27 protein-coding genes are annotated in these 24392 nt (G+C 36.7%); 21 read left to right on the top strand and 6 right to left on the bottom strand.

The window, feature by feature from the left end; genetic code table 11:
• Positions 1–100 precede the first annotated feature (100 nt).
• The 3 genes from htpG to ABN763_RS11610 all read left to right on the top strand — a co-directional run bounded on the left by htpG (position 101) and on the right by ABN763_RS11610 (position 4166).
• Positions 101–1987 (top strand): molecular chaperone HtpG, encoded by a 1887-nt coding sequence (gene htpG / locus ABN763_RS11600; RefSeq protein WP_410485634.1) that lies wholly within the window; start codon positions 101–103, stop codon positions 1985–1987.
• Positions 1988–2109: 122 nt separating this feature from the next.
• Positions 2110–3498, top strand: a complete 1389-nt coding sequence (locus ABN763_RS11605) for a hypothetical protein (protein WP_410485635.1) — start codon at positions 2110–2112, stop codon at positions 3496–3498.
• 38 nt (positions 3499–3536) lie between these two features.
• Entirely contained in the window at positions 3537–4166 is a 630-nt protein-coding gene (locus tag ABN763_RS11610) for an MOSC domain-containing protein (protein WP_410485636.1), read from the top strand.
• A gap of 53 nt (positions 4167–4219) precedes the next feature.
• On the opposite strand, the gene ABN763_RS11615 is transcribed toward ABN763_RS11610, so the two are convergent.
• Entirely contained in the window at positions 4220–5839 is a 1620-nt protein-coding gene (locus ABN763_RS11615) for an aminopeptidase P N-terminal domain-containing protein (RefSeq protein ID WP_410485637.1), read from the bottom strand.
• 161 nt (positions 5840–6000) lie between these two features.
• Between ABN763_RS11615 and gcvT the strand changes: the two genes are divergently transcribed.
• The 5 genes from gcvT (at position 6001) to ABN763_RS11640 (ending at position 10041) form a co-directional block, all read left to right on the top strand.
• The gene (gcvT, locus tag ABN763_RS11620; RefSeq protein WP_410485638.1) at positions 6001–7083 is read left to right on the top strand and encodes a glycine cleavage system aminomethyltransferase GcvT; all 1083 of its coding nucleotides are present in this window, start codon (positions 6001–6003) and stop codon (positions 7081–7083) included.
• Between the two features lie 3 nt (positions 7084–7086).
• Positions 7087–7932, top strand: a complete 846-nt coding sequence (locus tag ABN763_RS11625; protein WP_410485639.1) for a sugar nucleotide-binding protein — start codon at positions 7087–7089, stop codon at positions 7930–7932.
• Between the two features lie 75 nt (positions 7933–8007).
• On the top strand, positions 8008–8298 hold the full coding sequence (locus tag ABN763_RS11630; RefSeq protein WP_410485640.1) for a 4a-hydroxytetrahydrobiopterin dehydratase: 291 nt from the start codon (positions 8008–8010) through the stop codon (positions 8296–8298).
• A 335-nt stretch (positions 8299–8633) separates the two neighbouring features.
• Positions 8634–9644 (top strand): 3-oxoacyl-ACP synthase III family protein, encoded by a 1011-nt coding sequence (locus ABN763_RS11635; protein ID WP_410485641.1) that lies wholly within the window; start codon positions 8634–8636, stop codon positions 9642–9644.
• 37 nt (positions 9645–9681) lie between these two features.
• The gene (locus ABN763_RS11640) at positions 9682–10041 is read left to right on the top strand and encodes a CoA-binding protein (protein ID WP_410485642.1); all 360 of its coding nucleotides are present in this window, start codon (positions 9682–9684) and stop codon (positions 10039–10041) included.
• Here ABN763_RS11640 and ABN763_RS11645 read toward each other — a convergent pair.
• Positions 10018–11475, bottom strand: a complete 1458-nt coding sequence (locus ABN763_RS11645; RefSeq protein ID WP_410485643.1) for a sodium:solute symporter — start codon at positions 11473–11475, stop codon at positions 10018–10020. The two genes, ABN763_RS11640 and ABN763_RS11645, sit on opposite strands and share 24 nt — an antisense overlap.
• Before the next feature lie 128 nt (positions 11476–11603).
• On the opposite strand from ABN763_RS11645, the gene recR reads away from it, so the two are divergent.
• The 3 genes from recR to ABN763_RS11660 all read left to right on the top strand — a co-directional run bounded on the left by recR (position 11604) and on the right by ABN763_RS11660 (position 14602).
• Positions 11604–12224 carry a recombination mediator RecR gene (recR, locus tag ABN763_RS11650; protein ID WP_410485644.1) on the top strand — a complete coding sequence of 207 codons (621 nt, stop codon included), beginning with the start codon at positions 11604–11606 and terminating at the stop codon, positions 12222–12224.
• Between the two features lie 149 nt (positions 12225–12373).
• Complete coding sequence (locus tag ABN763_RS11655; protein WP_410485645.1) at positions 12374–13705, top strand: dihydrolipoamide acetyltransferase family protein; 1332 nt, start codon at positions 12374–12376, stop codon at positions 13703–13705.
• A gap of 117 nt (positions 13706–13822) precedes the next feature.
• A complete protein-coding gene (locus ABN763_RS11660) occupies positions 13823–14602 on the top strand; it encodes an alpha/beta hydrolase-fold protein (RefSeq protein ID WP_410485646.1) in 780 nt (259 codons plus the stop codon).
• A 58-nt stretch (positions 14603–14660) separates the two neighbouring features.
• Here ABN763_RS11660 and ABN763_RS11665 read toward each other — a convergent pair whose 3' ends face one another.
• Both ABN763_RS11665 and ABN763_RS11670 read right to left on the bottom strand, forming a co-directional pair.
• Positions 14661–15284, bottom strand: a complete 624-nt coding sequence (locus ABN763_RS11665) for a hypothetical protein (protein ID WP_410485647.1) — start codon at positions 15282–15284, stop codon at positions 14661–14663.
• Positions 15268–16368 carry an effector binding domain-containing protein gene (locus ABN763_RS11670; RefSeq protein WP_410485648.1) on the bottom strand — a complete coding sequence of 367 codons (1101 nt, stop codon included), beginning with the start codon at positions 16366–16368 and terminating at the stop codon, positions 15268–15270. Before ABN763_RS11670 ends, ABN763_RS11665 begins: the two co-directional genes overlap by 17 nt.
• 278 nt (positions 16369–16646) lie before the next feature.
• On the opposite strand from ABN763_RS11670, the gene ABN763_RS11675 reads away from it, so the two are divergent.
• From ABN763_RS11675 to ftsY, 8 genes are all read left to right on the top strand, one after another.
• On the top strand, positions 16647–17423 hold the full coding sequence (locus tag ABN763_RS11675; protein ID WP_410485828.1) for an exonuclease domain-containing protein: 777 nt from the start codon (positions 16647–16649) through the stop codon (positions 17421–17423).
• 84 nt (positions 17424–17507) lie between these two features.
• Positions 17508–18119, top strand: coding sequence for a fumarylacetoacetate hydrolase family protein (locus tag ABN763_RS11680; RefSeq protein WP_410485649.1), 612 nt, complete (start codon positions 17508–17510; stop codon positions 18117–18119).
• Between the two features lie 2 nt (positions 18120–18121).
• Complete coding sequence (locus tag ABN763_RS11685) at positions 18122–18466, top strand: Hpt domain-containing protein (RefSeq protein ID WP_410485650.1); 345 nt, start codon at positions 18122–18124, stop codon at positions 18464–18466.
• Positions 18467–18472: 6 nt separating this feature from the next.
• The gene (locus ABN763_RS11690; protein WP_410485651.1) at positions 18473–19720 is read left to right on the top strand and encodes a competence/damage-inducible protein A; all 1248 of its coding nucleotides are present in this window, start codon (positions 18473–18475) and stop codon (positions 19718–19720) included.
• A gap of 79 nt (positions 19721–19799) precedes the next feature.
• Positions 19800–20036 (top strand): 50S ribosomal protein L28, encoded by a 237-nt coding sequence (gene rpmB / locus ABN763_RS11695; RefSeq protein ID WP_410485652.1) that lies wholly within the window; start codon positions 19800–19802, stop codon positions 20034–20036.
• A gap of 15 nt (positions 20037–20051) precedes the next feature.
• Positions 20052–20234, top strand: a complete 183-nt coding sequence (gene rpmG, locus ABN763_RS11700) for a 50S ribosomal protein L33 (protein WP_410485653.1) — start codon at positions 20052–20054, stop codon at positions 20232–20234.
• A gap of 40 nt (positions 20235–20274) precedes the next feature.
• Positions 20275–20424 (top strand): DUF4295 domain-containing protein, encoded by a 150-nt coding sequence (locus ABN763_RS11705; protein WP_410485654.1) that lies wholly within the window; start codon positions 20275–20277, stop codon positions 20422–20424.
• 217 nt (positions 20425–20641) lie between these two features.
• Positions 20642–21595, top strand: coding sequence for a signal recognition particle-docking protein FtsY (gene ftsY, locus ABN763_RS11710; RefSeq protein ID WP_410485655.1), 954 nt, complete (start codon positions 20642–20644; stop codon positions 21593–21595).
• Positions 21596–21667: 72 nt separating this feature from the next.
• Here the strand turns inward: ftsY and ABN763_RS11715 are convergent, their stop codons facing one another.
• The gene (locus ABN763_RS11715; protein WP_410485656.1) at positions 21668–22309 is read right to left on the bottom strand and encodes a peroxiredoxin; all 642 of its coding nucleotides are present in this window, start codon (positions 22307–22309) and stop codon (positions 21668–21670) included.
• Positions 22310–22457: 148 nt separating this feature from the next.
• Here ABN763_RS11715 and ABN763_RS11720 point away from each other — a divergent pair, with 148 nt between their 5' ends.
• On the top strand, positions 22458–23003 hold the full coding sequence (locus ABN763_RS11720; RefSeq protein ID WP_410485657.1) for a YfiT family bacillithiol transferase: 546 nt from the start codon (positions 22458–22460) through the stop codon (positions 23001–23003).
• A gap of 45 nt (positions 23004–23048) precedes the next feature.
• Here ABN763_RS11720 and ABN763_RS11725 read toward each other — a convergent pair whose 3' ends face one another.
• A complete protein-coding gene (locus ABN763_RS11725) occupies positions 23049–23540 on the bottom strand; it encodes a metallophosphoesterase family protein (protein ID WP_410485658.1) in 492 nt (163 codons plus the stop codon).
• Positions 23541–23644: 104 nt separating this feature from the next.
• Between ABN763_RS11725 and truA the strand changes: the two genes are divergently transcribed.
• Positions 23645–24391, top strand: a complete 747-nt coding sequence (truA, locus tag ABN763_RS11730; protein WP_410485659.1) for a tRNA pseudouridine(38-40) synthase TruA — start codon at positions 23645–23647, stop codon at positions 24389–24391.
• The last annotated feature ends 1 nt before the right edge of the window (position 24392 follow it).

A 24392-nucleotide genomic window follows, 5' to 3' on the forward strand; every position in this document is an offset into this window, starting at 1 on the left:
AAAATTGAACAAAAGGTGACAAAGTGACATCTTAAACAGAATGGTACTTTTTTTGTCTAACAAGAGGCATAAAACATGTTAAAACAAGAAAATTATATCCATGGCAACAGGAAATATTAATGTGGCGGTTGAAAATATTTTTCCGCTTATTAAGAAGTTTTTATACAGTGATCACGAGATATTTTTGCGTGAATTAATATCAAATGCTACCGATGCAACTTTAAAATTGAAGCACCTTACCAACATGGGTGAGGCAAAGGTTGAATATGGTCATCCACAAATCGAAATTAAGGTTGATAAGGATGGTAAAAAGCTTCATATTATCGATCAGGGAATCGGTATGACTGGAGATGAAGTACAAAAATACATTAACGAAGTCGCTTTTTCTGGAGCTGAGGAGTTTTTAGACAAGTACAAAGATAAAGTTGAAGATGCTGGTATTATTGGGCATTTTGGGCTAGGATTCTATTCAGCTTTTATGGTAGCCGAAAAGGTTGAGATTATAACCAAATCATATAAAGATGAACCAGCCGCTCACTGGACATGTGACGGTTCGCCTCAATACACACTGGAAACGGCTGATAAAACGGATAGAGGTACCGAAATCATTTTGCATATTGCAGAGGATTCTACTGAGTTTTTAGAAGATGCTCGTATTACTACCTTGTTGAATAAGTACAACAAATTTATGCCAATTCCGATTAAGTTTGGCACAAAGACTGAAACCTTACCGAAACCTGAGGATGCTAAAGAAGAAGATCCTGCCCCTACACAAGAGGTAGATAACATTATCAATAACCCTAATCCGGCCTGGACAAAACAACCAACGGACTTAAAGGATGAGGATTACAAATCATTCTACCGAGAGTTGTATCCCATGCAATTTGAGGAGCCATTGTTTAACATTCACTTAAATGTTGATTATCCATTTAATCTAACGGGTATCCTATATTTTCCGAAGTTGGGTAACGATATGAATATTCAAAAAGATCGTATTCAATTATATCAAAATCAGGTTTTTGTAACGGATAATGTGGAGGGCATTGTTCCTGAGTTTCTAACAATGTTACGCGGTGTGATTGACTCACCTGATATTCCGTTAAACGTTTCAAGATCATATTTACAAGCTGATGGGGCAGTAAAGAAGATTTCTAGTTATATTACACGTAAAGTAGCTGATAAGCTGAACTCTTTATTTAAAAATAGCCGTGAAGATTTCGAGAAAAAGTGGAATGATATCAAAGTGGTTATCGAATACGGAATGTTGTCAGAAGAGAAGTTCTTCGAAAAAGCTGACAAGTTTGCATTATATCCTACAGTAGATGACAAGTACTTCACTTTTGAAGAATTACAAGACAACATTAAAGATGCTCAAACTGATAAGGATGATAAATTAGTCATCTTATATGCATCTAATAAAGATGAGCAGCATTCTTATATCGAAGCTGCGAAAGCGAAAGGATATGAAGTACTATTGCTGGATTCTCCCATAGTAAGTCATTTGCTTCAAAAATTGGAAACGAGTAAGGAAAAAATCTCTTTTGCTCGCGTAGATGCTGACCATATTGATAATTTAATTAAGAAAGACGACAATACGATTTCCAAGCTTTCTGATGAAGAAAAAGAAAAAGTAAAAGGTCTTGTTGAGGAAGTGGTAGCCAAAGAAACCTATACCGTTCAGGTAGAGGCGATGGATAGTGAAGCAGCACCATTTATTATTACTCAACCCGAGTTTATGCGTCGTATGAAAGAGATGCAACAAACCGGCGGCGGTGGCATGTTTGGTATGGGTAATATGCCTGAAATGTACAACTTGGTTGTCAATAGTAATCACGAATTAGTAGGCGAAATACTCAATACCAAAACCAAGAAAAAGCAAGAACGTTTAGTAAAGCAATCACTTGATCTTGCCAGATTATCTCAGGGCTTGTTAAAGGGTGAAGAGCTAACGCAATTTATCAAACGAAGTTATGATATGATTAAATAGGCTTTTGCTCATTGTCTTCATTAAGAAGAAAATGAAAGCCACTTCAAAGTATTTTTGAAGTGGCTTTTTTGTAACAACATTATAAACAGCAATACTTATATTGCAACTCTTTAAGACTAACTATGACATCGCCAAAAGAATCCTCTAGCAATTCGTTTAAAAAATGGCTTGATCTTTTACAACAAGAAAGCTGGCAATTAGAATTAATTATCTCGGGTTTCTCGATTTTTGGACTTTTTCAACTTATAGATCCAGTTCTGGAAAAAGTTGCGTTGGCGCAAAGTGAGGATAAAATATTTCTTTCGGTCTTACTCGGAGGGGTTTTATTATCTGTTTTCTTATGTATTATTAACCTGTGCATTCATGTTATTTTAAGAGGTCTTTGGGTAGGCGCTTTAGGTTTACGATATGTATCGGGTGAAATAGATTTTGAAGAATTACGATATCACAGATGGTTTGATAATTTTTTGAGAAAGCGCATCAAGTCATTTGATCATTTTATTGGTAGATTAGAAAATTACTGTAGCATTATGTTTGCAGTAGCCTTTTTATCCATATTCTTTATCCTTTCGTTGTTTTTTGTGATGGGGTTAATGGCATTAGTTGTTACTTCAATTAATAGCAACGATTTGCCCAGTTGGGCTGAGAATTTGGGAGGTGTAATTGTCCTGATCATTGGGTTTTCAATGCTTTTTACCTTTCTTGACTTCCTTACTTTAGGGTTCTTTAAAAGAAAGAAATGGATCGCAGTATGGTATTACCCAATCTACAGATTTTACAGCGTTATTTCATTTTCATTTCTGTATAGACCATTGGTATATAACTTTTTAGATAGTAAATTTAGTAGAAGAATATTTGTGCTGTTGTTTCCTATTTATGTTCTTCTAATGTTTGTTACCTCTATCGATTATCAAGGTTCAAGCTACTTTAGTACGGTTAGTGATGCTATTAATAGAAGCTATCGATCTGAGTATTTTGCTTCCAACAGTAATTATGATGATCAGCTTACCGAAGATTCCCAGCTAGTTCTTAACGTATCGATTCCTTCTAAAAAGATAGACGAAAACGCGATGCCATTATTTTTGTTGTTCAAAGAAGCTGTTGAAGAAGATCTTATCAAAGTATATCCGGAATTAAAAGTTAAAAATGATATTCGTGGTATTGCTGTGCAAGGTATGATTTCGTTTGGTCAGACCATAGATAGTACGACCCGAAATAAAATTCCATTATATCTTGATAAGCTAAGTGAGTTTTATCAGGTGGAGATTGATACCATTAATCACACTCCGGAATTCATTATTTCCAAGAATAGAAAAGGACAGCTAGGTTTTGAAACGGTTTTAGATTTGAAAGATTTATCAAGAGGAAAACACGTGGTCCATATTTCAAGAAAATCAGTTCAGGTTATTCCAATTCCTAAGAGTCAACGGAAAGATCCGGATATCAAAAGCCGAGATAGTATTGTGGATAAAAAGATAGTCTCCATCCCATTCTGGTACTACCCTAATTAATTAAGAGTTAAGAGTTGGGTATTTCGTATTTTTAGAATATGAAAGTTATTTCAACCAATATTGCGAAACCTACTCTGATTTCTTGGAGGGGGAAACAGGAAAAAACAGGGATTTATAAAAAGTCTGCACCTTCCATTTATCTTGAAAAAGAAGGGGTGAAAGGGGATGAGGTGAGTAATCTAAAAGTACACGGTGGTGTCTTTAAAGCCTGCTATTTATTTTCATCTGATCACTACGACTATTGGCAAAAACGCTATCCCGATTTGCAATGGGAATGGGGTATGTTTGGTGAAAACCTGACTGTAGAAGATCTAAATGAAAATGAAATTCAAATTGGGGCGATTTATAAAATTGGTGGCGCGCTTGTTCAAATAACACAACCGAGGGAGCCCTGTTATAAATTCGGAATTAAGTTTGGTGATCAAAAAGTGCTTCAAGAGTTTGTAGAGCACGGACATCCCGGCACCTATGTGCGAGTATTAGAAGAGGGAAATGTGTCACCAGGGGATGAGATGCTACTAACAACACCTTCAGAACACCCTATTACTACAAAGCAGTTTTTCGGTTTACTTTTTAAGCCATCAAAAGACAAAGATTTGATCAAAATTGCCATTGAAAATGAGTCGCTACCGAAGTATAAACGAGAACGTTTGCATAAATTTTTATAGTACCTTATCGAAACGCTAAAGTCTTATTTGTCTGCGCGAATCTAGATGTAAGTTTAATCTAGTTTTGGTAATTCTAGTTTACTTAAAACACTTTTCTGCTTCATTAGTTTCTCTATTTCATCTGACTTTCTAGGCGCCATTGCCGATAAGTTAACAGGTCCGTTATCCGTAATTAAAATATCATCCTCAATTCTTACGGCGATTCCCCACCATTTTTTATCACAGGGGCTACCGTCAGGAATATAAATTCCCGGTTCAACAGTAATAACCGTATTGGCCTTAAATGGTTGATACGTACCCGGATCGTGTACATCGAGACCTAAATAATGTGAGGTGCCATGCGGGAAATAATTATGTCTTGCGGTGGCCGATTCAATAATACCAAGTTTCGCTAGTCCCTCATTAATGACGTCTCTCGCGATTTGTCCAGGGGCCCTAAACGAACCACCTACAACACTTGCCTTAATTCCAGCTTCTTGAGCTTCGTACACCAAGTCATAAATGGCCTTTTGTTCTTTAGTAAATTTTCCGTTTGCTGGGATTGTCCTAGTAACATCAGCAGTATAACCATGATATTCTGCACCTAGATCCATTAACACAAGGTCTTGTCCTACTTCGGTTTTGTTGTTTTCTATATAATGTAAAATGCAACCATTATTTCCGCCCCCAACAATAGAGGGATATCCTTCATATTCTGCACCGTACTTTTTGTAAATAAATTCGTGTACACCTTGTATTTCGGTTTCACTCATATCAGGATGCATCGCTTTCATAATTTCTATTTGCCCTACTGCTGAAATTTCGATTGCTTTTTTCAACAACACCATTTCTTCCGGAGTTTTTACCTCGCGAAGTTGGCCGGTAATGCTACTAAAAGTATCGGTATCAAACTTATCAGAAGCCAATTGCAATTTCATTTTCTGTTTTAGTTCCTTTCTTGCAGCGTCATCTTTTGCGTTAGTAAAATCAACTAATAACTGGTCCGATTTCAGTTCATCCATTTGCTCAAGGGCCTGCTTTAATCTAGGGACCAAGTTAGAACTGTTTTCAATTGGTGTAGCATCAATAGCGCTATAAATGCGTTTCGTCATCGAACTCATTTGATTAGCGGTCGAATAGCCTGATTGGTCCTTAAACTGAGCAACTAAATCATATAGGTCAGCACTTCCTCGAGCATCGCGAATATCATTTTGCAGTGTGGGCATTAAAATTTTATTGAACTTAGTAAGATCAATAGCTAGATTTTTAAATGCACTTCCGGTTGCAACATTTTCAAAACCTAACTGATTCTTAACACCATCAACCCCCAATCTTCGACCGTCCCATAACTCTCTTTGAGCGTTTCGTTCTTGAGCAAAGATCATCTCATTTACAGTTCCGTTTTCAGTTTGCTGCTCTTCAGAAAAAATTAATAGTACCGAATTGGGTTCTTTATAGCCAGTTAAGTAGTAAAAATTAGGATCTTGATGATACACATAATCGACATCGTTTGACCTATTTCTAACTGGGTTTGCAAACACCACAGCAACACTGTTTTTTGGCATTAATTGTCTAAATGCTTCACGGCGTTCTTTATGAAAATCAGCTTTTAAATAATCGGTTGGAAGTTTGTCTTGGGCGAAGCCAACTTTAGCGGCAAAAATGAAACTTACTATCGTTAGAAGGATACGCATAAACATTGATTTATTTGGTTTGTTTGTAATCAAAAATACTATTTTAACAGTAGTTAGTTAAAGGCTTAACATTTAATTGTAAAAATCTAGCTGCAAGTGAAAACAAGACGCCTGAAATTTCAATATTTTTGCGCTTATTCTTAAACACACAATCAAACAAGATGAAAAACATTGCATTAAACGATACACATATTGCTCTAGGAGCCAAAATGGTTCCTTTTGCAGGATATAATATGCCGGTTTCTTATGAAGGAGTAAATATTGAACATGAAACGGTTCGCAATGACGTAGGTGTTTTCGATGTTTCTCATATGGGCGAGTTTTTAATTGAAGGACCACAAGCATTGAACTTAATTCAAAAAGTGACTACAAATGACGCTTCTAAGCTTACTGTAGGAAAAGCACAATATAGTTGCTTGCCGAATGATACTGGGGGAATCGTTGATGATTTGATTGTTTATCGGGTAAAAGATGAAACGTATTTATTGGTTGTTAATGCATCTAACATTGAAAAGGATTGGAATTGGATTTCGAAACATAACACCATGGGAGCCGAAATGAAAGATCTATCTGAGGCTTATTCATTGTTAGCAATACAGGGTCCTAAGGCGGTTGAAGCAATGCAGTCGTTGACCTCTGTTGACCTTTCGACCATTAAATTCTACTCATTTGAAGTTGCCGATTTTGCAGGAATAGATCATGTGATTATTTCAGCCACCGGATATACGGGCAGTGGTGGTTTCGAAATTTATTGTAAAAATAACGAGGTACAACAAGTATGGGATAAAGTACTGGAGGCCGGAGCTGATTTTGGAATTAAACCTATAGGTCTTGCGGCACGAGATACCTTGCGACTAGAAATGGGTTATTGTTTATATGGGAATGATATTGATGATACCACTTCACCTATAGAAGCTGGTTTAGGATGGATTACCAAATCGACCAAATCATTTATTAATGACGAAGCCATATTAAAACAAAAAGAAAGAGGAACGGATAGAAAGCTAATTGCTTTTGAGTTAAATGACCGAGGTATACCACGTCAAGGATACGATATTGTTGATAGTCAGGGCAAGAAAATTGGTAATGTCACCTCTGGTACGATGAGCCCTTCTATGGGGGTAGGTATTGGTTTGGGTTATGTTCCTGCCGTTTTTAGTGATGTAGGATCCCAAATTCATATTCAAATAAGAAAGAACGCAGTTCCTGCATCGGTTGTTAAACTTCCATTTTATAAAAAATAGTGTTTGGCAACAAAAAGAAAGCAATCCATACAAAAAAAGAAAATCCTTATTCTTGGAGGAAGTGGTTTTTTAGGTAATGCTATCTATAAGGAGCTTTGCAACTATTTTGACACCTATGCTACTTATTTTTCAACTAAAAAAAGCTTTGAAAACAATAAGCAGTTTTTTCATTACGATTTAGCTGAAGATGATGTTATTGAAATTGCTGCTCAAGTAAAACCAGATGTTATCATTTCTTGTTTGAGAGGTGGTTTTGCAGCCCAAGTGACCGCACATATGCATTTGGTAGATTATGTCATGCAGCATCGCTGTAAACTCATTTTTTTGTCATCGGCTAATGTTTTTGATGCATATAGTCAGTACCCTTCTTATGAGTATGACAAAACACTTTCAGAAAGTATTTATGGCCGTTTAAAGATCAAAATCGAAAATATGCTGTTGAGAATGCCCAAAAATAAAATGGCAATTCTTAGAGTGCCAATGGTTTTTGGAAGTCAATCACCAAGGATTAAAACCATTAAGAGGCAGCTTCACGCTAAAGAGCCTATTGAGGTTTTTCCTAACTTGGTTTTGAACACTACCACGGATGACAAGTTAACACAGCAAGTTCATTACATTATTAACAGAAATAAATCAGGAATTTTTCACCTTGGTAGTACCGATTTGATGCATCATGATGAACTTATAGCTGAAATTATTAAGAAGCTTGGGAATCATCATCCTATATATAAAAGGGTATATACTACAAATAATGAACGGTATCTTGCAGTACTGCCTAAGGATAACTTATTGCCAAAAAATTTACAAATTGACAATCAGCAAGTAATTGATGCTATTTTAGTTAAGTAGCTGAAAATGTTGATTTTAAGGATATCACACTACATCTTTATTTTTTGTACTTTTAAGTAACTAAAATCACTGACCATGAAAAAGCTTAGCTATGATGCTATTGAAAAACAACTACTAGGATACCCTGATTGGGAATATAGGGACGATTGCTTAACCACCCTATTTGAATTTGAGAATTTTAAAGATGCTTTTGGCGCAATGACCCGAATTGCCTTTGAATGTGAAGCACATAACCATCATCCAGATTGGTCAAATTCATACAATAAACTTTCCATTACATTAACTACCCATGATGCCGGTGGTGTTACCCAAAAAGACATTGATCTAATGGTAGCCATCGAACAGATCGTTGAGGAAGAAGATTAGTCCTCAGTCCTCAGTCCTCAGTCTTCAGTCGGCAGTAGCAGTATGCGGTATTACTCTATGGTAATGTAAAATTCCCATTCTGAAATGCAGCGAAAAGTAATTGGAATTTGGGACTTATTTTCTTAGAATTTTACTAAAAAGCTGAATTTACCATGGCTAGAAGTGCTAGGTGAGGGACAAAAAGATTTAAGGTAATATAGATGCCAAAGACTGCGAACTGACAACTGCGAACTGCCAACTAAATTACTATGCATGCATATAATATAAGTGGCATTTATTTTATCGGAAAAGCCAGAATACCTAAATTGCTCGTCACACAAAAACTGATCTAGTATATGTACAATTCGAAAATTGCAGGTCTGGGATATTATGTACCTGAAAATGTGGTAACAAACGATGATCTTTCTAAAATAATGGATACCAGTGACGAATGGATCCAGGAAAGAACAGGTATTCAAGAAAGAAGGCATGTCGCCAAAGATGGAACTGATACCACATCAAGTATGGGTGTAAAAGCGGCAAAAATTGCAATAGAACGTGCGGGTATTGATAAAGATGAAGTCGACTTTCTAATTTTCGCAACGTTAAGTCCGGATTATTACTTCCCTGGCCCCGGTGTTTTAGTACAGCGTGATCTTGGATTACCGACTATTGGTGCGTTAGATATCAGAAATCAATGTTCTGGTTTTGTATATGCTATTTCTATTGCAGATCAGTACGTGAAAACCGGTATGTATAAAAATGTACTGGTCATAGGTTCAGAAGTTCATTCCCGAGGATTGGATATGACAACGCGTGGTCGTGGTGTGTCTGTAATATTTGGCGATGGTGCGGGGGCCGCAATTATTAGTAGAGAAGAAGATACTTCAAAAGGAATTTTATCAACGCATATGCATAGTGAGGGGCAGCATGCTGAAGAACTTTCAGTAATTGCTCCAGGTATGGGTAAGCGTTGGGTAACCGATATATTAGAAGATGATAATGCTGAAGACACTTCATATTTTCCATATATGAATGGTCAATTTGTTTTCAAAAATGCAGTAGTGCGATTTAGTGAAGTGATCATGGAGGGATTAAAAACCAACAATCTTTCTCCCGATGATATCGATATGCTAATTCCGCATCAGGCGAATCTTCGTATCTCACAATTTGTTCAGAAAAAATTTGGTCTAAGTAACGATCAAGTGTATAATAACATCATGAAATACGGGAATACTACTGCAGCATCAATTCCTATAGCCCTAACCGAAGCTTGGGAAAATGGGAAAATAAAAGAAGGTGATACTGTTGTACTGGCGGCTTTTGGTAGCGGCTTTACCTGGGGAAGTGCTATTATCAAATGGTAAAGTCGTAAGATTTTCTAATAAAGACGACTACGCCCCTATGAAAAAAACCTTGGTATTCGGGGCTTCTTTAAAACCCGAAAGATACTCAAACATTGCGATCAATAGGCTAGTGGATGCCAAATACTCTGTAGTTGCTTATGGTTTACGGAAGGGAACTGTGGTTGGTGTTGAAATTGATACAGAATTACAGAAGTATAAGGATTTAGATACCGTTACGTTGTATCTGAATCCCAAAAGGCAAAAGGAATATTATGATTACTTTATTTCGCTAAATCCCCATCGCATTATCTTCAATCCCGGAACTGAGAATCCGGAATTATATCAACTTCTTAACGAAAATAATATTGATTTTGAAGTTGCGTGTACCCTTGTACTACTTTCTACGAATCAGTATTAAACCTATAAAGGTAAACAGTCCATTTACTAGCAGCAGTTCGTAACCAAATACATAACCTCCCAATGTTGAGCTAGGTAATCCGCCAATTATAAAGGTTAAAGCTACAGATATTAAAGCAACCAAGGCTACCCACTTATCTCTTACTTGGTACTTGGTAAATATTCCAAAAGCAAACAAGCCCAATAATGGGCCATAGGTATACCCAGCAGCTTTTAAAAGGCCATCGATTACGTTGGTGTCTAAAAGATATTTAAATGCAATAATAACTATCACTAAAAAGGCGCTCATCGCTATATGAACTTTTTTTCGAATTGATTTTTGCTTCGCAGGTTCACGCTTTTCAATATTTAAAAAATCAACAGAAAATGAAGTGGTTAATGAGGTTAAGGCGCTATCAGCACTGGAATATGCCGCAGCGATAAGACCTAACATAAAGAAAATTGCAATTGGAAGTCCGAGACCAGTATTGAGAGCAATTTCCGGAAACAACAAATCCGTTCTCGCCTTTCCATCCATTGTTGGAGTAGCAATACCGAATCGATCAGCATAAATGAACAATAACGCCCCCAACAACAAGAAAATAAAGTTAATTACTATCAGCACCAGGCTAAAAGACACCATATTCTTTTGGGCTTCTTTGGTGTTTTTACAGGTAAGGTTTTTTTGCATCATATCCTGATCGAGCCCTGTCATACAGATGGTGACAAACATTCCGCCAATAAATGACTTTACAAAATGAGTTTTGTCTAGAATACTGTCAGTAAATATCATTTTATTATACTCGGCTAATTCAGCGGAAGCAAGAAATTCACTAAAACTCCATCCTAGCTTATCATTAATGTAATAAATTGCCATTCCAACGGCTATCAACATAAAGAGCGTTTGCAGGGTATCGGTCCAAACAATTGTTTTTATCCCGCCTCTAAACGTATATATCCATATTAGTAGTATAGAGAGCGTAACCGTAACAGCAAAGGGAACATTCCAAGCATCGAAAACAAATTTTTGCAGTACGATGGCAACCAAAAACAATCGGAAAGAAGCGCCTAAGACTCGAGATATAAAGAAGAAAAAGGCCCCTGTTTTATAACTTACTATGCCAAAACGATCTTCTAAGTATTGATAGATAGAAGTGACATTCATTCTGTAATATATAGGCATTAAAACGTAAGCAATAACTAGGTATCCCGCTAGATAACCGAATACCACTTGCATATAACTAAACTGCGAGGCATCCACCCAACCAGGCACTGAGATAAAAGTAACGCCACTTAAGGAAGCCCCAATCATCCCGAAGGCTACGACAAACCAAGGGGATTGTTTTCCTGCTTTAAAAAAGTCTGTATTACTATCGTTTTTACCCGTTAAATATGAAATGAATAATAAAATGCCAAAGTAAATGGCTATGAGTGCGATAATATAGCTAGGCTGCATATGGTAAAAGAGGTTGGGGTTGTTTCCGACCTAGTCAAATATAACAAAAAGCCATTTTAAGAATAAAAGCGATATATCTTCTCGTTAAAAAGGAATAGATCGAGCTCGTTAATTTGTAATTTTACAGCATGGAGTTTTCATCAAAGCTATTAGAGAATGCAGTAAATGAGGTGTCAATGCTACCTGGAATAGGAAAACGCACTGCGCTAAGGTTAGTGCTGCATTTGTTAAGGCAGCCTGAATCGCAAACAGCGCAGTTAACGGATGCTTTGACGAAGTTTAGAAATGAAATAAAACTATGTCAAAGCTGCCATAATATATCTGACATTTCAGTATGCGAAATTTGCTCGAACCCTAATCGTGATAAAGCGACCATTTGTGTTGTTGAAGATGTAAGAGATGTGATGGCTATCGAGAATACTGCACAATTTAGAGGTCTTTATCATGTATTGGGTGGTAAGATATCACCAATGGACGGTATCGGCCCTCATGACCTTACCATTGAAAGTCTTGTAAGAAAAGTTAAGGAAGGAGAAGTTAGCGAATTAATTTTTGCGCTAAGTTCTACAATTGAAGGCGATACAACCAATTTTTATATTTACAAACAATTAGAAGGTACCGCAGTAAAGACTTCCACCATTGCAAGAGGAATTGCCGTTGGTGATGAATTGGAATATGCAGATGAGGTCACTTTGGGAAGAAGTATTATTAACCGGGTTCCCTTTGAAAACTCACTGAAGACTTCTTAATTGTTGTAATATTCTTACTAATAATCACTTTTTGATATTGAATTCTTAATTATTGGTCAAAATTTCATTTTCAAATATGATTATATCAATAAAAAGGCATTTTATTTATTATTTTTGCAATACCAAAATCATAAAATACAATCAACGAAATGGGTAAATTCGAACTGAAACTTCCAAAAATGGGCGAAAGTGTTGCAGAAGCGACAATCACCGCATGGTTAAAGGATGTTGGAGATACCATTGAAATGGATGAAGCCATTGTTGAAATTGCTACTGATAAAGTAGATTCTGAAGTGCCTAGTGAAGTTGATGGTGTTTTAGTAGAGAAATTTTTTGAGGTTGACGATGTGGTTCAAGTGGGGCAGGTATTAGCGGTCATTGAAGTGGAGGGAGAAGGAAGTGATACCGTTGCACCAGCTGTCGAAGCTGTAGGCGCATCACAAGAAGCAGTGGCAGCTGTTGAAGCAAGTGTAACTAAAGCTGTGGAGACTGTTCAGACACCTGTGGTACAAGGAGACTTTTCCGGATCTGACCGTTTTTATTCACCACTGGTTAAAAATATTGCAAAGGAAGAAGGAATATCAGTAGCAGAGCTTGATGCACTTTCTGGTACAGGTAAAGATGGTCGGGTAACGAAAAATGACATCTTAGCTTATGTTGAGAATAGAGGTGCTAATGGTAAAGCAGTTGCTGCAAAACCGGAGCCAACTACTGCTCCAAAACAAGAAAAGGTTACAGTACCTAAACAATCTACCCCTCTAATTGCTAGTGGAGAGGACGAGATTATCGAAATGACTAGAATGGGGAAATTGATATCTCATCATATGATTGAAAGCGTGCAGACTTCTGCGCACGTACAAAGTTTTTGCGAAGCCGACGTTACCAATATTTGGAACTGGAGGAAAAAGAATAAGTCAGCTTTCGAACAGAGAGAAGGTGAGAAACTTACATTCACCCCTATTTTCATGGAGGCCGTTGCCAAGGCTTTAAAAGAATATCCTTTAATCAATATTTCCGTTAATGGTGATACGATAATCAAAAAGAAAAACATAAATCTTGGTATGGCTGCGGCGTTACCAGATGGTAATCTAATTGTTCCTGTTATCAAAAATGCAGATCAATTAAACTTAGTGGGAATGGCCAAGCAAGTAAATGATCTTGCGGGGCGCGCTAGAGAAAATAAATTGAAACCAGACGAAATTCAAGGGGGAACTTATACTGTTACCAATGTTGGTACTTTTGGCAGTATAATGGGAACTCCAATTATCAATCAGCCGCAAGTGGGTATTTTGGCATTGGGTGCAATTAGAAAAGTGCCTGCTGTTATCGAGACTCCTGAAGGTGATTTCATTGGTATTCGATATAAAATGTTCTTATCACATAGTTATGATCATCGCGTGGTAAATGGAGCACTAGGTGGTATGTTCGTAAAATATGTAGCAGACTATTTAGAGAACTGGGACATAAATCGTGAGGTGTAAAACCACTTCTCAGTATTAAAACTTTACCTTTCTTTTATTATAAACCCAATTCTAAGAGGAAACAATTAAATTTCATTTAGCCGTATATTTGGTAATCACCAAAAACAGGAATTATAGATGAAATACGTAATTGCTTTTTTAATGTTTACACTATTTGCTACTACTACTTTTAGTCAAGATTTTGGTATGTACCAGCGTAATGAATTTAAGACTGATAGGGGGGTACTACCATACAGGGTGTTCTTTCCTGATAATTTTGATAGTAGCAAACAATATCCCATTTTATTCTTTTTACATGGATCTGGCGAGCGAGGCAATGATAATGAATCGCAACTGGTTCACGGTGCATCCACATTTATTAAAAAAGAAATACATGCTAAATATCCTGCAATTGTAGTGATGCCTCAATGTCCGGCAACAGATTATTGGTCGAATGTAAATGTGGAAACTGCTGCCGATGGTACCCGTGATTTTCAGTTTAAAAAAGACGGGCCTCCCACGGGTGCTATGTATATGGCTACTGAGTTGGTTAAACATATGTTATCAAACTATCCTATTAAAAAAGATCAGGTGTATATTGGCGGATTGTCGATGGGTGGAATGGGCACTTTTGAAATAGTGAGAAGGATACCAAATACTTTTGCCGCAGCGATAGCGATCTGCGGAGGCGCAAATCCTGAAACTGCAGTACAGCTTAAGGACACGAGCTGGTGGATATTTCATGGAGAAAAAGATAATGTAGTCCCTATAAGACTTTCTAGAATCATGAATGAAGCCCTAAAAAAAGAAGGAGCCGATGTGAAGTTGACAATTTACCCTGAAGATGGTCATGATAGCTGGACAAGTGCCTTCGCTGAGCCGGATTTAATGGATTGGCTTTTTTCTAAGCGCTTATAAATACCAAAGTCATGTTGTAAAGGATTATTCGATCTTTTACTTTAGGGAATCGTTTTAATTATTGTAATAACCTTTTAAGTGCTTCAACTGTTTTTATTTCTAAATGAATATCTCTTTTAAAACTTACAACAGGTAATTCAACACTATCCCGATTGACATTTTTGGCGATAAAATGATTGTTTAATAGTTCCCTATGAACGCTGGCAGTATCAAAATCTACTTCTTCGAAGCTGATTTTTGCATCTTTTAGCGCATTGATGAACTCTTGCGATTTAGCGTGTTGCTTTCTCGTAAATACTAATAGCTTGTCAGGAAGCTTAAGCTTAATAGGTTCATGATCTTTACGTATCCCAATATTGGTCGTTTTGTCCTGAACAATTAGACGGTAGTCGTATTTGCTTTCAACATTTGCTAGCGGAATCAATGTAATTAAATGAACCTTGGTTTTTGCTGGAATAGTTTTAATCATGGGTCGCGAGGCGCTGCGTCTAAATCCGGTTGCGTTCACCATGAAGAAGACGTCATGATTACTTTCGGTAATGTTTTCGGCAAACAGGTTAACCCGTTTCTTCGTTTTTTCTTCAATAATCTTCACCTTAGTCGTGTCTTGAGCGTTTACCCGAGAAAACACCATAAGGAAAGTAAACAGCAAAGTATATGTTACCTTATTTAATCGATACATAGGTTTTGACAGTCGCATTTTTATCATTGAATGCATCTGGTCCGTAAACATCAAAATCTGCGCCATAACTGCGATTGGTCTGATTGCCCCAAATGTATTCCCATGTATTTAATACAGATTTTGGCAACGCTCCTTTAGAAGTGAATACTTCATAAGTGTCTTTTTTTATGGTAATTCCAGTCATGCCCTCCGGTATTTCATCCAATGATGAAACTTTACATCCGAGAATACAATCATACATGCCTAAATGATCACTTTCATAATTGGTGTATAAATTGTACATGGTATTATCACTTTTGTTAGGTATTTTTTGAAGAATACTATCTGCAAAAAAACGATCCCAAAGTGCCTTAATATCCTTTCCTGATTGCCCATCTTTGTTTATGGTTTTTACCTTAAGTCCAATTATTTGAAAGCTTTCAAGAACGCTAGTTGTTGTTTCCATGGTATTGTTCGATTTTCTGCTATTAGGATATAATTCATTAATTAACTGATCGTAAGTTTCTATCCAGTTATATAATTTACCTCCTAGGTTGACAACCGGTGTATTTGTAGAATCTAATGCAGTTGGCGAGCCGAAAGATTTAGCCAATTGCTCTTTTAATTCAAGTTTTTCTGAAAGATCTACCTGACGATAGATGTAATTGTTGCTTTCTAATGAATCAATTATTTGGTTGCAACCGCTACAGTTTTCCGTTTTATAAACAACAATATATTTACCTGGTTTTATCTTTTTTGGGGGTACTTTAATAATGGTTGCAGGTTTTTTTAAAGCTCTTTTCGACAAACTATCTCTAACTTGTAAATTATGAGTGTATTTAGGTGTTTTTCCCCTCAATACAATAATATTATGAAGTTGTACTTTAGAGGTTGCCGGAACACGAATCCATCGTGCCCTTGCCTTACTTTGCCTAAAATCAGTGCCACTAACCTTAAACAATACATCAAAATCCTGCCTATTTTTGTTGATAGCATAAAATGATATTCTATTAGCAGTTTTTTCTTCTTTAATTTCAATGGGTTCTTCCTGTGCTTGTACTTGTATTGAACAAAAAAGAAATAAAAAGGTTATTGATCGAAACATCTAAACATTTTGTTTGCACGCAAGGTATTAAATGTTAATTAATTATCTGATGACATGTATTCAAGAATAAGTAAGAAACTTAAAATACCCTTTATTTAAACGATTTTTCTAAAAGTTGAGTATCCATTGGCCAAGTTCACAACTGTTTATCAGTTTCTTTTTAATTATGTAGAAGAACATACCGTGAATTAGCGCTTCAATAGTTATCTTTAGCGTACCTAACAATAATTTAAATTGTTTGCGTTAACTAACCATTAATGCAAATAAGTGCCAACCTAATGGAATTAAAGCTTAACAAACCCATTTGTTTTTTTGATCTTGAGACTACAGGAATTGACATTACTAAAGACCGCATTGTTGAAATTGCAATTCTAAAAGTACACCCTAACGGAAATAAAGAAAGTAAAACCTGGCTTGTAAATCCGGGAATGCCGATTCCTAAATCTTCAACCGCTATTCACGGCATAACAGATGAAAAAGTAGCGAACGAACCTACTTTTAAAGCGCTTTCAAAAGAAGTATATAACATGATCAAAGATTCCGATTTAGCGGGTTTTAATTCGGATAGGTTTGATATTCCGTTGTTAGCAGAAGAATTACTTCGTGCGGACATTGATTTTGATATGAAAAACCGTGTTTCGGTCGATGTCCAAACTATTTTCCATAAAATGGAAAAACGAACACTTGAAGCGGCGTATAAATTTTACTGTGATAAGGACTTAAAAGATGCACATAGTGCAGCTGCTGATACCAATGCAACTTACGAAGTACTGAAGTCGCAGTTAGACCGATATGATGATCTTGAAAATGACATAAAAAAACTAAGCGAGTTTACTACACGTAAACATAGTGCAGATTTTGCTGGATTTATCACTTATAATGACAATGGAGAAGAGTGTTTTTCTTTTGGGAAACATAAAGGGAAGTTAGTTACTGAAGTAATGGACAAAGAACCTGGATATTTTGGTTGGTTGTTAAACGCAGATTTTCCGTTATACACAAAAAAGGTGTTAACGGCCATCAAGCTTAGACGTCTAAACAATAAGCTTTTGTAGGAAAAGCTTTAAATAATTGATTTTTGAAAATCAATTATTTAATTATCTTGTAATCAATTAATTAAAAAAAATAGTACCGGTCAAGTGAAAATAATTTGTATTGGAAGAAACTATACGGAACACATAAAGGAGTTGGAAAATGAGAAACCTACAGATCCTGTAGTCTTTTTAAAACCGGATACGGCCATATTACTAAAAAAGCAGCCTTTTTTTATTCCTGATTTTTCTAATGACGTACATTATGAGGTTGAGATTTTAGTAAGGATAAATAAAATAGGAAAATACATTGATAAGAAATTTGCCCACAAATATTATGATGAAATAGGATTAGGAATTGACTTTACGGCACGCGATTTGCAATCGCAATTAAAGTCAAAAGGCTTGCCCTGGGAAAAGGCGAAGGCATTTGACGGATCAGCCGTGGTTGGAGATTGGTTGCAAAAATCAAATTTTGCTGATGTGAATAATATTAGCTTTACGCTCGAACAAAATGAAAAAACTGTTCAAGCAGGCAACACAAGCCATATGCTATGGAAAATAGATGAGTTAATTGAATATGTGTCGAAATATTTTACATTAAAGATAGGAGACATTATATTTACAGGTACACCGGCCGGGGTTGGTAAGGTGTCAATAAATGATCAATTAGTTGGTGCAATAGAGGGGCAGCAACTGTTCTCAATCAAAGTAAAGTAAGAATGGAAGTAAACTACAAACTAGACAACATTCACGAGATCGCTGGTGGTGACGAAGGTTTTGTTAAAGCGGTAGCGCAAAGTTTCGTTGAAGAAATGCCGGCTGATCTTGATGTGTTAAAACAGGCAGTTGCTGATAAAAACTACACACAAACACATCAGACGGCGCATAAAATGAAATCGACTATAGATATGTTTAAAGTCGGGATTTTGGAAGATCTTATTGTTGTGCAGGACTGGGGAAAGTACGGAGGCAAAGATCCTGATAATATAGAGCCTATCTTCGAGAAGGTGGTAGCAGTTATTGAAAGTGCTATTGCCGAATTAAAATCAGATTTCGACCTTTAAAACACAATGCAAGCTGAAATCATTACGATTGGTGATGAAATACTCATCGGTCAAATTGTTGATACAAATTCTGCCTTCATAAGCAAGGAATTCAACAAAATTGGTGTTGAGGTAGTCCAAATCAGTTCAGTGTCCGATACACGAGAACATATTCTGGAAGCCTTAAAAGAAGCTGAGGGCAGAGCTGATATTCTTCTTCTCACCGGTGGGTTAGGGCCAACCAAAGACGATATTACAAAACACACATTGGCAGAATACTTTGATGACACTTTGGTGCAAGACGAAGGTGTCTTAAAACATGTGGAGGCACTGTTTAAAAAATATATTGCTACGCCAATTTCTGATCTTAATAGGCAACAAGCATTGGTATTATCTAAAGCGCTGGTATTACATAATGAATATGGTACTGCACCGGGAATGTGGATACAGCAAAATGGTAAATTAGTTATTTCAATGCCCGGAGTTCCTTTTGAGATGAAGCAGCTTATGAAACTTCAGGTACTTCCACGTATTCAAAAACAGTTTAAACTCCCATTTATCATTCACAAAACGGTAATGACCTATGGTTTAGGTGAAAGTGCTATTTCCGAAAAAATAGAACAATGGGAAGATAGCTTACCAGCACATATCAAATTGGCATATTTGCCTAATTTAGGTCGGGTACGACTTCGGCTTTCTACTAAGGGGTGGGATAAAGATGCGCTGCAACAGCAAATTGATGATTTTATTCAAAAGCTCTATCCTTTAATAGGCAACATCATCGTTGGCCTTGAAGAAGAAGATGAAATCGCGGTGGTCGTTGGAAAAAAAATGAGCGAATTGAAACTAACTTTAGCATTGGCAGAAAGCTGTACAGGCGGAAAATTAGCGGAGCATTTAACATCGGTCCCAGGAGCATCTTCATATTTTAAGGGTGGAGTAGTCTCTTATGCAACCCAGTCGAAAGTGACCATGTTGGGAGTTCATCAGAAGTTAATTGATGAACATTCTGTAGTTAGTGCTCAAGTTGCTGAAGCAATGGCAGTAGGAGCAAGAAAAATATTGAATGCGGACTATGCCTTATCTACTACCGGCAACGCGGGTCCTACCAAAGGTGATGCCGATGCTGAAATAGGTACTGTATATATAGGTATTGCTACCCCAAATGGCGTGTATTCTGAAAAATTTAATCTAGGAAATCATCGCGTTCGAGTGGTGCAAAAAGCGGTTAATAAAGCTATGGAAATACTGCTAGGAGAAATTTCAAAAAACTAGATTTTTTTATTTGTCAGAACCATTAATTATTCGTTATTTTGCACCCTGTTTTAAGATAACTATATAAAAGTTAAGAATAATGTCTAGAGTTTGTGAACTTACAGGAAAAAAAGCGATGGTTGGTAACAACGTTTCGCACGCAATGAACAAGACGAAAAGAAAGTTCAACGCGAACTTGATGAAAAAGCGTTTTTATATTCCTGAAGAAGATAAATGGATCACGTTGAAAGTTTCTGCTTCAGCATTGAAAAATATCAACAGAAAAGGAATTTCAGCAGTATTAAAAGAAGCTAAAGCCAAAGGCTTTATCAAATAATAAAGTAGCAGTACAATGGCAAAGAAAGGAAATAGAATTCAAGTGATTTTAGAGTGTACCGAGCACAAAGCTTCTGGTAAGCCAGGAACATCTCGTTACATTACTACAAAGAATAAAAAGAATACTCCTGATAGAATTGAGATCAAAAAATTCAATCCTATCTTGAAGAAAATGACTGTTCACAAAGAGATTAAGTAATCAAGAATTTTCGCTTAGAGAATTCTAAAAGTATATAGCCATGGCAAAGAAATCAGTAGCAACCTTACAAACGGGTTCAAAAAGGCTTACAAAAGCGATCAAAATGGTAAAATCTCCTAAAACAGGAGCTTACACATTTGTTGAGGCGGTAATGTCTCCCGATCAAGTAAACGACTTTTTGAAAAAATAAGACATTATTTTTTATCATATACAAAGCTATCTGTACGCTACAGGTAGCTTTTTCTTTTTGTATATTTGGCATCTTAAATTTGGGTGCTTCCCTACTTCGCCACTCCTAAGGTCGCGGCTTCGTAGGGTCGGGCTTTCGGCTAAATCCATGACAGTATCGTCATGGGATATCGCCTCTATCCCTAGCACAACGGCTAACTAAACAACAGCCCTACAACATGAGTTTTTTCAAAAAAATATTCTCCTCAGAAAAAAAGGAGACCTTAGATAAAGGTTTAGAAAAATCGAAAACAAGTTTCTTTAATAAGCTAAGTAAAGCAGTTGCTGGAAAGTCAAAGGTAGATGATGATGTACTTGACAATCTAGAAGAAATTCTAGTGACTTCTGACGTCGGAGTGAATACTACTTTAAAGATTATAGAGCGAATCGAGGAGCGTGTTTCTAAAGACAAATACCTAGGTACGGACGAACTTAATGAAATATTAAGAGAAGAAATAGCTGGGCTTTTATCGGAAACCAATGTAGGAGAGGAGACCGAATTTTCTATTCCGAAGGACAAAAAACCATATGTGTTAATGGTTGTTGGGGTCAATGGTGTTGGCAAAACCACTACCATAGGTAAATTGGCACATCAATTTAATGCGCAAGGGTTAAAAGTAGTGCTTGGCGCAGCAGATACTTTTAGAGCGGCAGCGATTGATCAGCTTCAGGTATGGGCAGATCGGGTAGGGGTACCTATCGTAAAACAAGACATGGGTAGCGATCCGGCTTCAGTGGCGTTTGATACGTTGCAGTCAGCTGTTTCACAAAATGCAGACGTAGTGATTATTGATACTGCAGGACGATTGCATAATAAGGTGAACTTAATGAACGAACTTACCAAAGTAAAACGTGTCATGCAAAAAGTGGTTGGTGACGCTCCACATGATGTGTTGTTGGTACTGGATGGTTCTACAGGTCAAAACGCATTTGAACAGGCAAAACAATTTACCGCAGCCACAGAAGTTACTAGTTTGGCGGTTACCAAATTAGATGGTACTGCAAAGGGAGGAGTGGTAATTGGAATATCGGACCAATTTCAAATTCCTGTAAAGTATATAGGGGTAGGAGAAGGTATTGAAGATCTGCAAGTCTTTAACAAATACGAGTTTGTCGATTCTTTTTTTAAATAAAATGATCAGGTCGAGCGTAGTTGAGACCTATCGACTTCGTTCGACCTGATATTTAAATAACAGCATCTGCTGCTAATTCAAGTTCGGCTGTTCGGTCAACCTTAAATAAGGTTTAACCTCCTTGAATCCTTTAGGGAAAAGGACCGTTGCTTCTTCATTACTTACTGATGGACTTATTACAACTTCCTGACCATGTTCCCAGTTTGCCGGGGTTGCAACTTTATGGTATGCGGTTAGCTGCAATGAATCAATAACACGAAGTAATTCATCAAAATTACGACCCGTTGATGCTGGGTAGGTAATAATTAGTTTGATGGTTTTATTGGGTGCAATAACAAAAACAGATCGTACGGTCAAATTACTATCCGCTTTTGGGTGAATCATATCATATAAGTTGGAAACTTTCTTATCCTCATCAGCAATTATGGGAAAGTTAACTGTTGTTTGCTGTGTTTCATTAATATCGTTAATCCACCCTTTATGAGATGCTAATCCATCAACACTTAGTGCTATCACTTTCGTGTTTCTTTTGGTAAATTCGTCTTTGTATTTTGCAGCGGTACCTAATTCGGTAGTGCAAACAGGTGTATAGTCTGCCGGATGTGAAAACAACACTCCCCAGCTATCTCCCAGGTACTCGTGAAAGTTAATAGTTCCTTCTGAGCTTTGTGCTATAAAATCGGGGGCTATATCGCCTAGTCTTAATGTTGCCATGATGTTTATTTTTAAGTTATTTCTTCAAAATTAACCATTAATCTACTTATTTAGTAGATTAATATGTTAGGGTTTTGTTATACTTTTAATTGTTAGTAAATCACCGCAAGATTTACTGTATTTTTAACTTTTATAAATGACTATTTTCATGACTGATCAACTAGATCTACTTCGTTATCCAATTGGCCAATTTGAAGCACCGGAGGTATATACCGATGAACAACTTGAAGAGTGGATCAAGGTACTTGAAGAATTCCCTGCAAAACTTGAAAAATTAGTGAGTGCTTTGGATAATGATCAACTTAACACACCATACCGTCCAGGAGGTTGGACAGTTCGCCAAACTATCCATCATTTGGCGGATAGTCATCATCATAGTTATACCCGTTTTAAATGGACATTGACGGAAAATAAACCCAGAATTAAGGCATATTTTGAACAAGAATGGGCTGAGCTAGAAGACGCAAAGTTCTTGCCTATTCAGATTTCATTGGACTATTTAAAGGCCATTCATGCGAAACTGGTTGCTACCATAAAAAGCTTGACCGATGAACAGTTAAGCAGAAGCTACATACATCCGGAAGGAGATGTTGAAATTAATCTTAAGAAGCAAACTGGAATCTATGCTTGGCATAGCCAACATCATTTTGCCCATATCGCAAATTTACTTGGGCGGGAAGGTTGGGTTAGTTAGTTCAAAATGTTGAGTTCGCCTATTCTATTTTGTTGTAGACTCCCTCTAACGCTTCATTTCTACAACTTCTAGGTCTTTGATATCTGATCCCTCAATAGTAAAGCGAAGCATAGTACGAACGGTATGAAAACCATGTTTGCCAATGGCTCCCGGATTCATATGTAACACCCCCAATTTTTTATCAGGTATTACTTTTAAAATATGACTGTGCCCACATATGAACAGCTTGGGAGGGTTCAGTTTTATCTCATCTTTTACCCTTATATTATACTTTGGAGGGTAGCCACCAATATGTGTTATCCAAACATCCACTTCCTCACATAAGAATCGTTGGTGCTCCGGAAATTCTTGTCTAATCTTGGCATCATCTATATTACCGTGAACGGCTACTAAAGGCTTTCTTTTTTTAATTTGATCTGTTACTTTTAAATGACCGATATCACCGGCATGCCATACTTCATCTGCTTGATCAACATATTTCAAAATTTGTGAATCTATATAACTATGAGTATCAGAAAGTAATAGGATTTTCTTCAATTATTTAGCATTTTGGATTGTACTTATCACAATCAAAAGTTAATACAATAAACCAGATAGTAAGATTAAAAGTATATTTGTTTTTTCAAATTCACGACATTTCCTTGAGGTATTTTATTGAACTGGCTTATAACGGAAAAAACTATCACGGTTGGCAAGCGCAGCCTAACGCTATTACCGTGCAAGAAGTCGTTGAAAAAGCTCTTTCTACACTAATTAGAGAAACCGTCAAAGTAGTCGGGTGTGGCAGAACCGATACTGGAGTTCACGCGAAGCAATATTATTTACATTTTGAAACCGAAAGAGAATTTGATAGTTTCGAATTATGTAGAAAGCTTAATTCGTTTTTACCAAATGATGTGGCGATTTATCATATCTTTCCGGTAACTGCGGAAGCCCACGCTAGATTTGATGCTATAGCACGCACCTATGAATATCTGATTACACTAAAAAAAGATCCTTTTTTGACTGACACCGCCTATCAACACAATAGGTCATTAGATATTGACCGTCTTAATAAAGCATCAGCTTTATTATTGAATTATACTGATTTTAAATGTTTTTCACGTTCTAATACCGATGTAAAAACATATAATTGTAAAATAACCAAGGCTGTTTGGCGAAAACAAGATAATATGCTGATCTTTACCATTACGGCAGATCGTTTTTTGCGCAATATGGTTCGTGCAATTGTGGGCACGTTGTTACCTATAGGTCTCGGAGACATGGATGTGAAAAACATGATCGATGTGATCGAAAGTAAAGATCGTAAGCAAGCTGGAGCTTCTGCTCCGGGTCATGCACTATACCTATCAAAAATTGAATATCCAAGCAGTATAAAATTGTTGTAAC

Origin of the sequence: Spongiivirga sp. MCCC 1A20706 (genome assembly GCF_046524175.1) — a bacterium.
GTDB lineage: Bacteria > Bacteroidota > Bacteroidia > Flavobacteriales > Flavobacteriaceae > Spongiivirga.

What these genes read in the sequence shown, in the direction of transcription:
- ABN763_RS11685 (WP_410485650.1), top strand. Translation starts at nt 18,122, where the DNA reads ATGGAAGTAAACTACAAACTAGACAACATTCACGAGATCGCTGGTGGT.
- ABN763_RS11640 (WP_410485642.1), top strand. Translation starts at nt 9,682, where the DNA reads ATGAAAAAAACCTTGGTATTCGGGGCTTCTTTAAAACCCGAAAGATAC.
- ABN763_RS11670 (WP_410485648.1), bottom strand. Translation starts at nt 16,368, where the DNA reads ATGTTTCGATCAATAACCTTTTTATTTCTTTTTTGTTCAATACAAGTA.
- ABN763_RS11660 (WP_410485646.1), top strand. Translation starts at nt 13,823, where the DNA reads ATGAAATACGTAATTGCTTTTTTAATGTTTACACTATTTGCTACTACT.
- ABN763_RS11615 (WP_410485637.1), bottom strand. Translation starts at nt 5,839, where the DNA reads ATGCGTATCCTTCTAACGATAGTAAGTTTCATTTTTGCCGCTAAAGTT.
- ABN763_RS11690 (WP_410485651.1), top strand. Translation starts at nt 18,473, where the DNA reads ATGCAAGCTGAAATCATTACGATTGGTGATGAAATACTCATCGGTCAA.
- rpmG (WP_410485653.1), top strand. Translation starts at nt 20,052, where the DNA reads ATGGCAAAGAAAGGAAATAGAATTCAAGTGATTTTAGAGTGTACCGAG.
- ABN763_RS11630 (WP_410485640.1), top strand. Translation starts at nt 8,008, where the DNA reads ATGAAAAAGCTTAGCTATGATGCTATTGAAAAACAACTACTAGGATAC.
- ABN763_RS11720 (WP_410485657.1), top strand. Translation starts at nt 22,458, where the DNA reads ATGACTGATCAACTAGATCTACTTCGTTATCCAATTGGCCAATTTGAA.
- recR (WP_410485644.1), top strand. Translation starts at nt 11,604, where the DNA reads ATGGAGTTTTCATCAAAGCTATTAGAGAATGCAGTAAATGAGGTGTCA.
- htpG (WP_410485634.1), top strand. Translation starts at nt 101, where the DNA reads ATGGCAACAGGAAATATTAATGTGGCGGTTGAAAATATTTTTCCGCTT.
- ABN763_RS11610 (WP_410485636.1), top strand. Translation starts at nt 3,537, where the DNA reads ATGAAAGTTATTTCAACCAATATTGCGAAACCTACTCTGATTTCTTGG.
- ABN763_RS11665 (WP_410485647.1), bottom strand. Translation starts at nt 15,284, where the DNA reads ATGTATCGATTAAATAAGGTAACATATACTTTGCTGTTTACTTTCCTT.
- ABN763_RS11655 (WP_410485645.1), top strand. Translation starts at nt 12,374, where the DNA reads ATGGGTAAATTCGAACTGAAACTTCCAAAAATGGGCGAAAGTGTTGCA.
- rpmB (WP_410485652.1), top strand. Translation starts at nt 19,800, where the DNA reads ATGTCTAGAGTTTGTGAACTTACAGGAAAAAAAGCGATGGTTGGTAAC.
- ftsY (WP_410485655.1), top strand. Translation starts at nt 20,642, where the DNA reads ATGAGTTTTTTCAAAAAAATATTCTCCTCAGAAAAAAAGGAGACCTTA.
- ABN763_RS11705 (WP_410485654.1), top strand. Translation starts at nt 20,275, where the DNA reads ATGGCAAAGAAATCAGTAGCAACCTTACAAACGGGTTCAAAAAGGCTT.
- gcvT (WP_410485638.1), top strand. Translation starts at nt 6,001, where the DNA reads ATGAAAAACATTGCATTAAACGATACACATATTGCTCTAGGAGCCAAA.
- ABN763_RS11635 (WP_410485641.1), top strand. Translation starts at nt 8,634, where the DNA reads ATGTACAATTCGAAAATTGCAGGTCTGGGATATTATGTACCTGAAAAT.
- ABN763_RS11645 (WP_410485643.1), bottom strand. Translation starts at nt 11,475, where the DNA reads ATGCAGCCTAGCTATATTATCGCACTCATAGCCATTTACTTTGGCATT.
- ABN763_RS11715 (WP_410485656.1), bottom strand. Translation starts at nt 22,309, where the DNA reads ATGGCAACATTAAGACTAGGCGATATAGCCCCCGATTTTATAGCACAA.
- ABN763_RS11605 (WP_410485635.1), top strand. Translation starts at nt 2,110, where the DNA reads ATGACATCGCCAAAAGAATCCTCTAGCAATTCGTTTAAAAAATGGCTT.
- ABN763_RS11675 (WP_410485828.1), top strand. Translation starts at nt 16,647, where the DNA reads ATGGAATTAAAGCTTAACAAACCCATTTGTTTTTTTGATCTTGAGACT.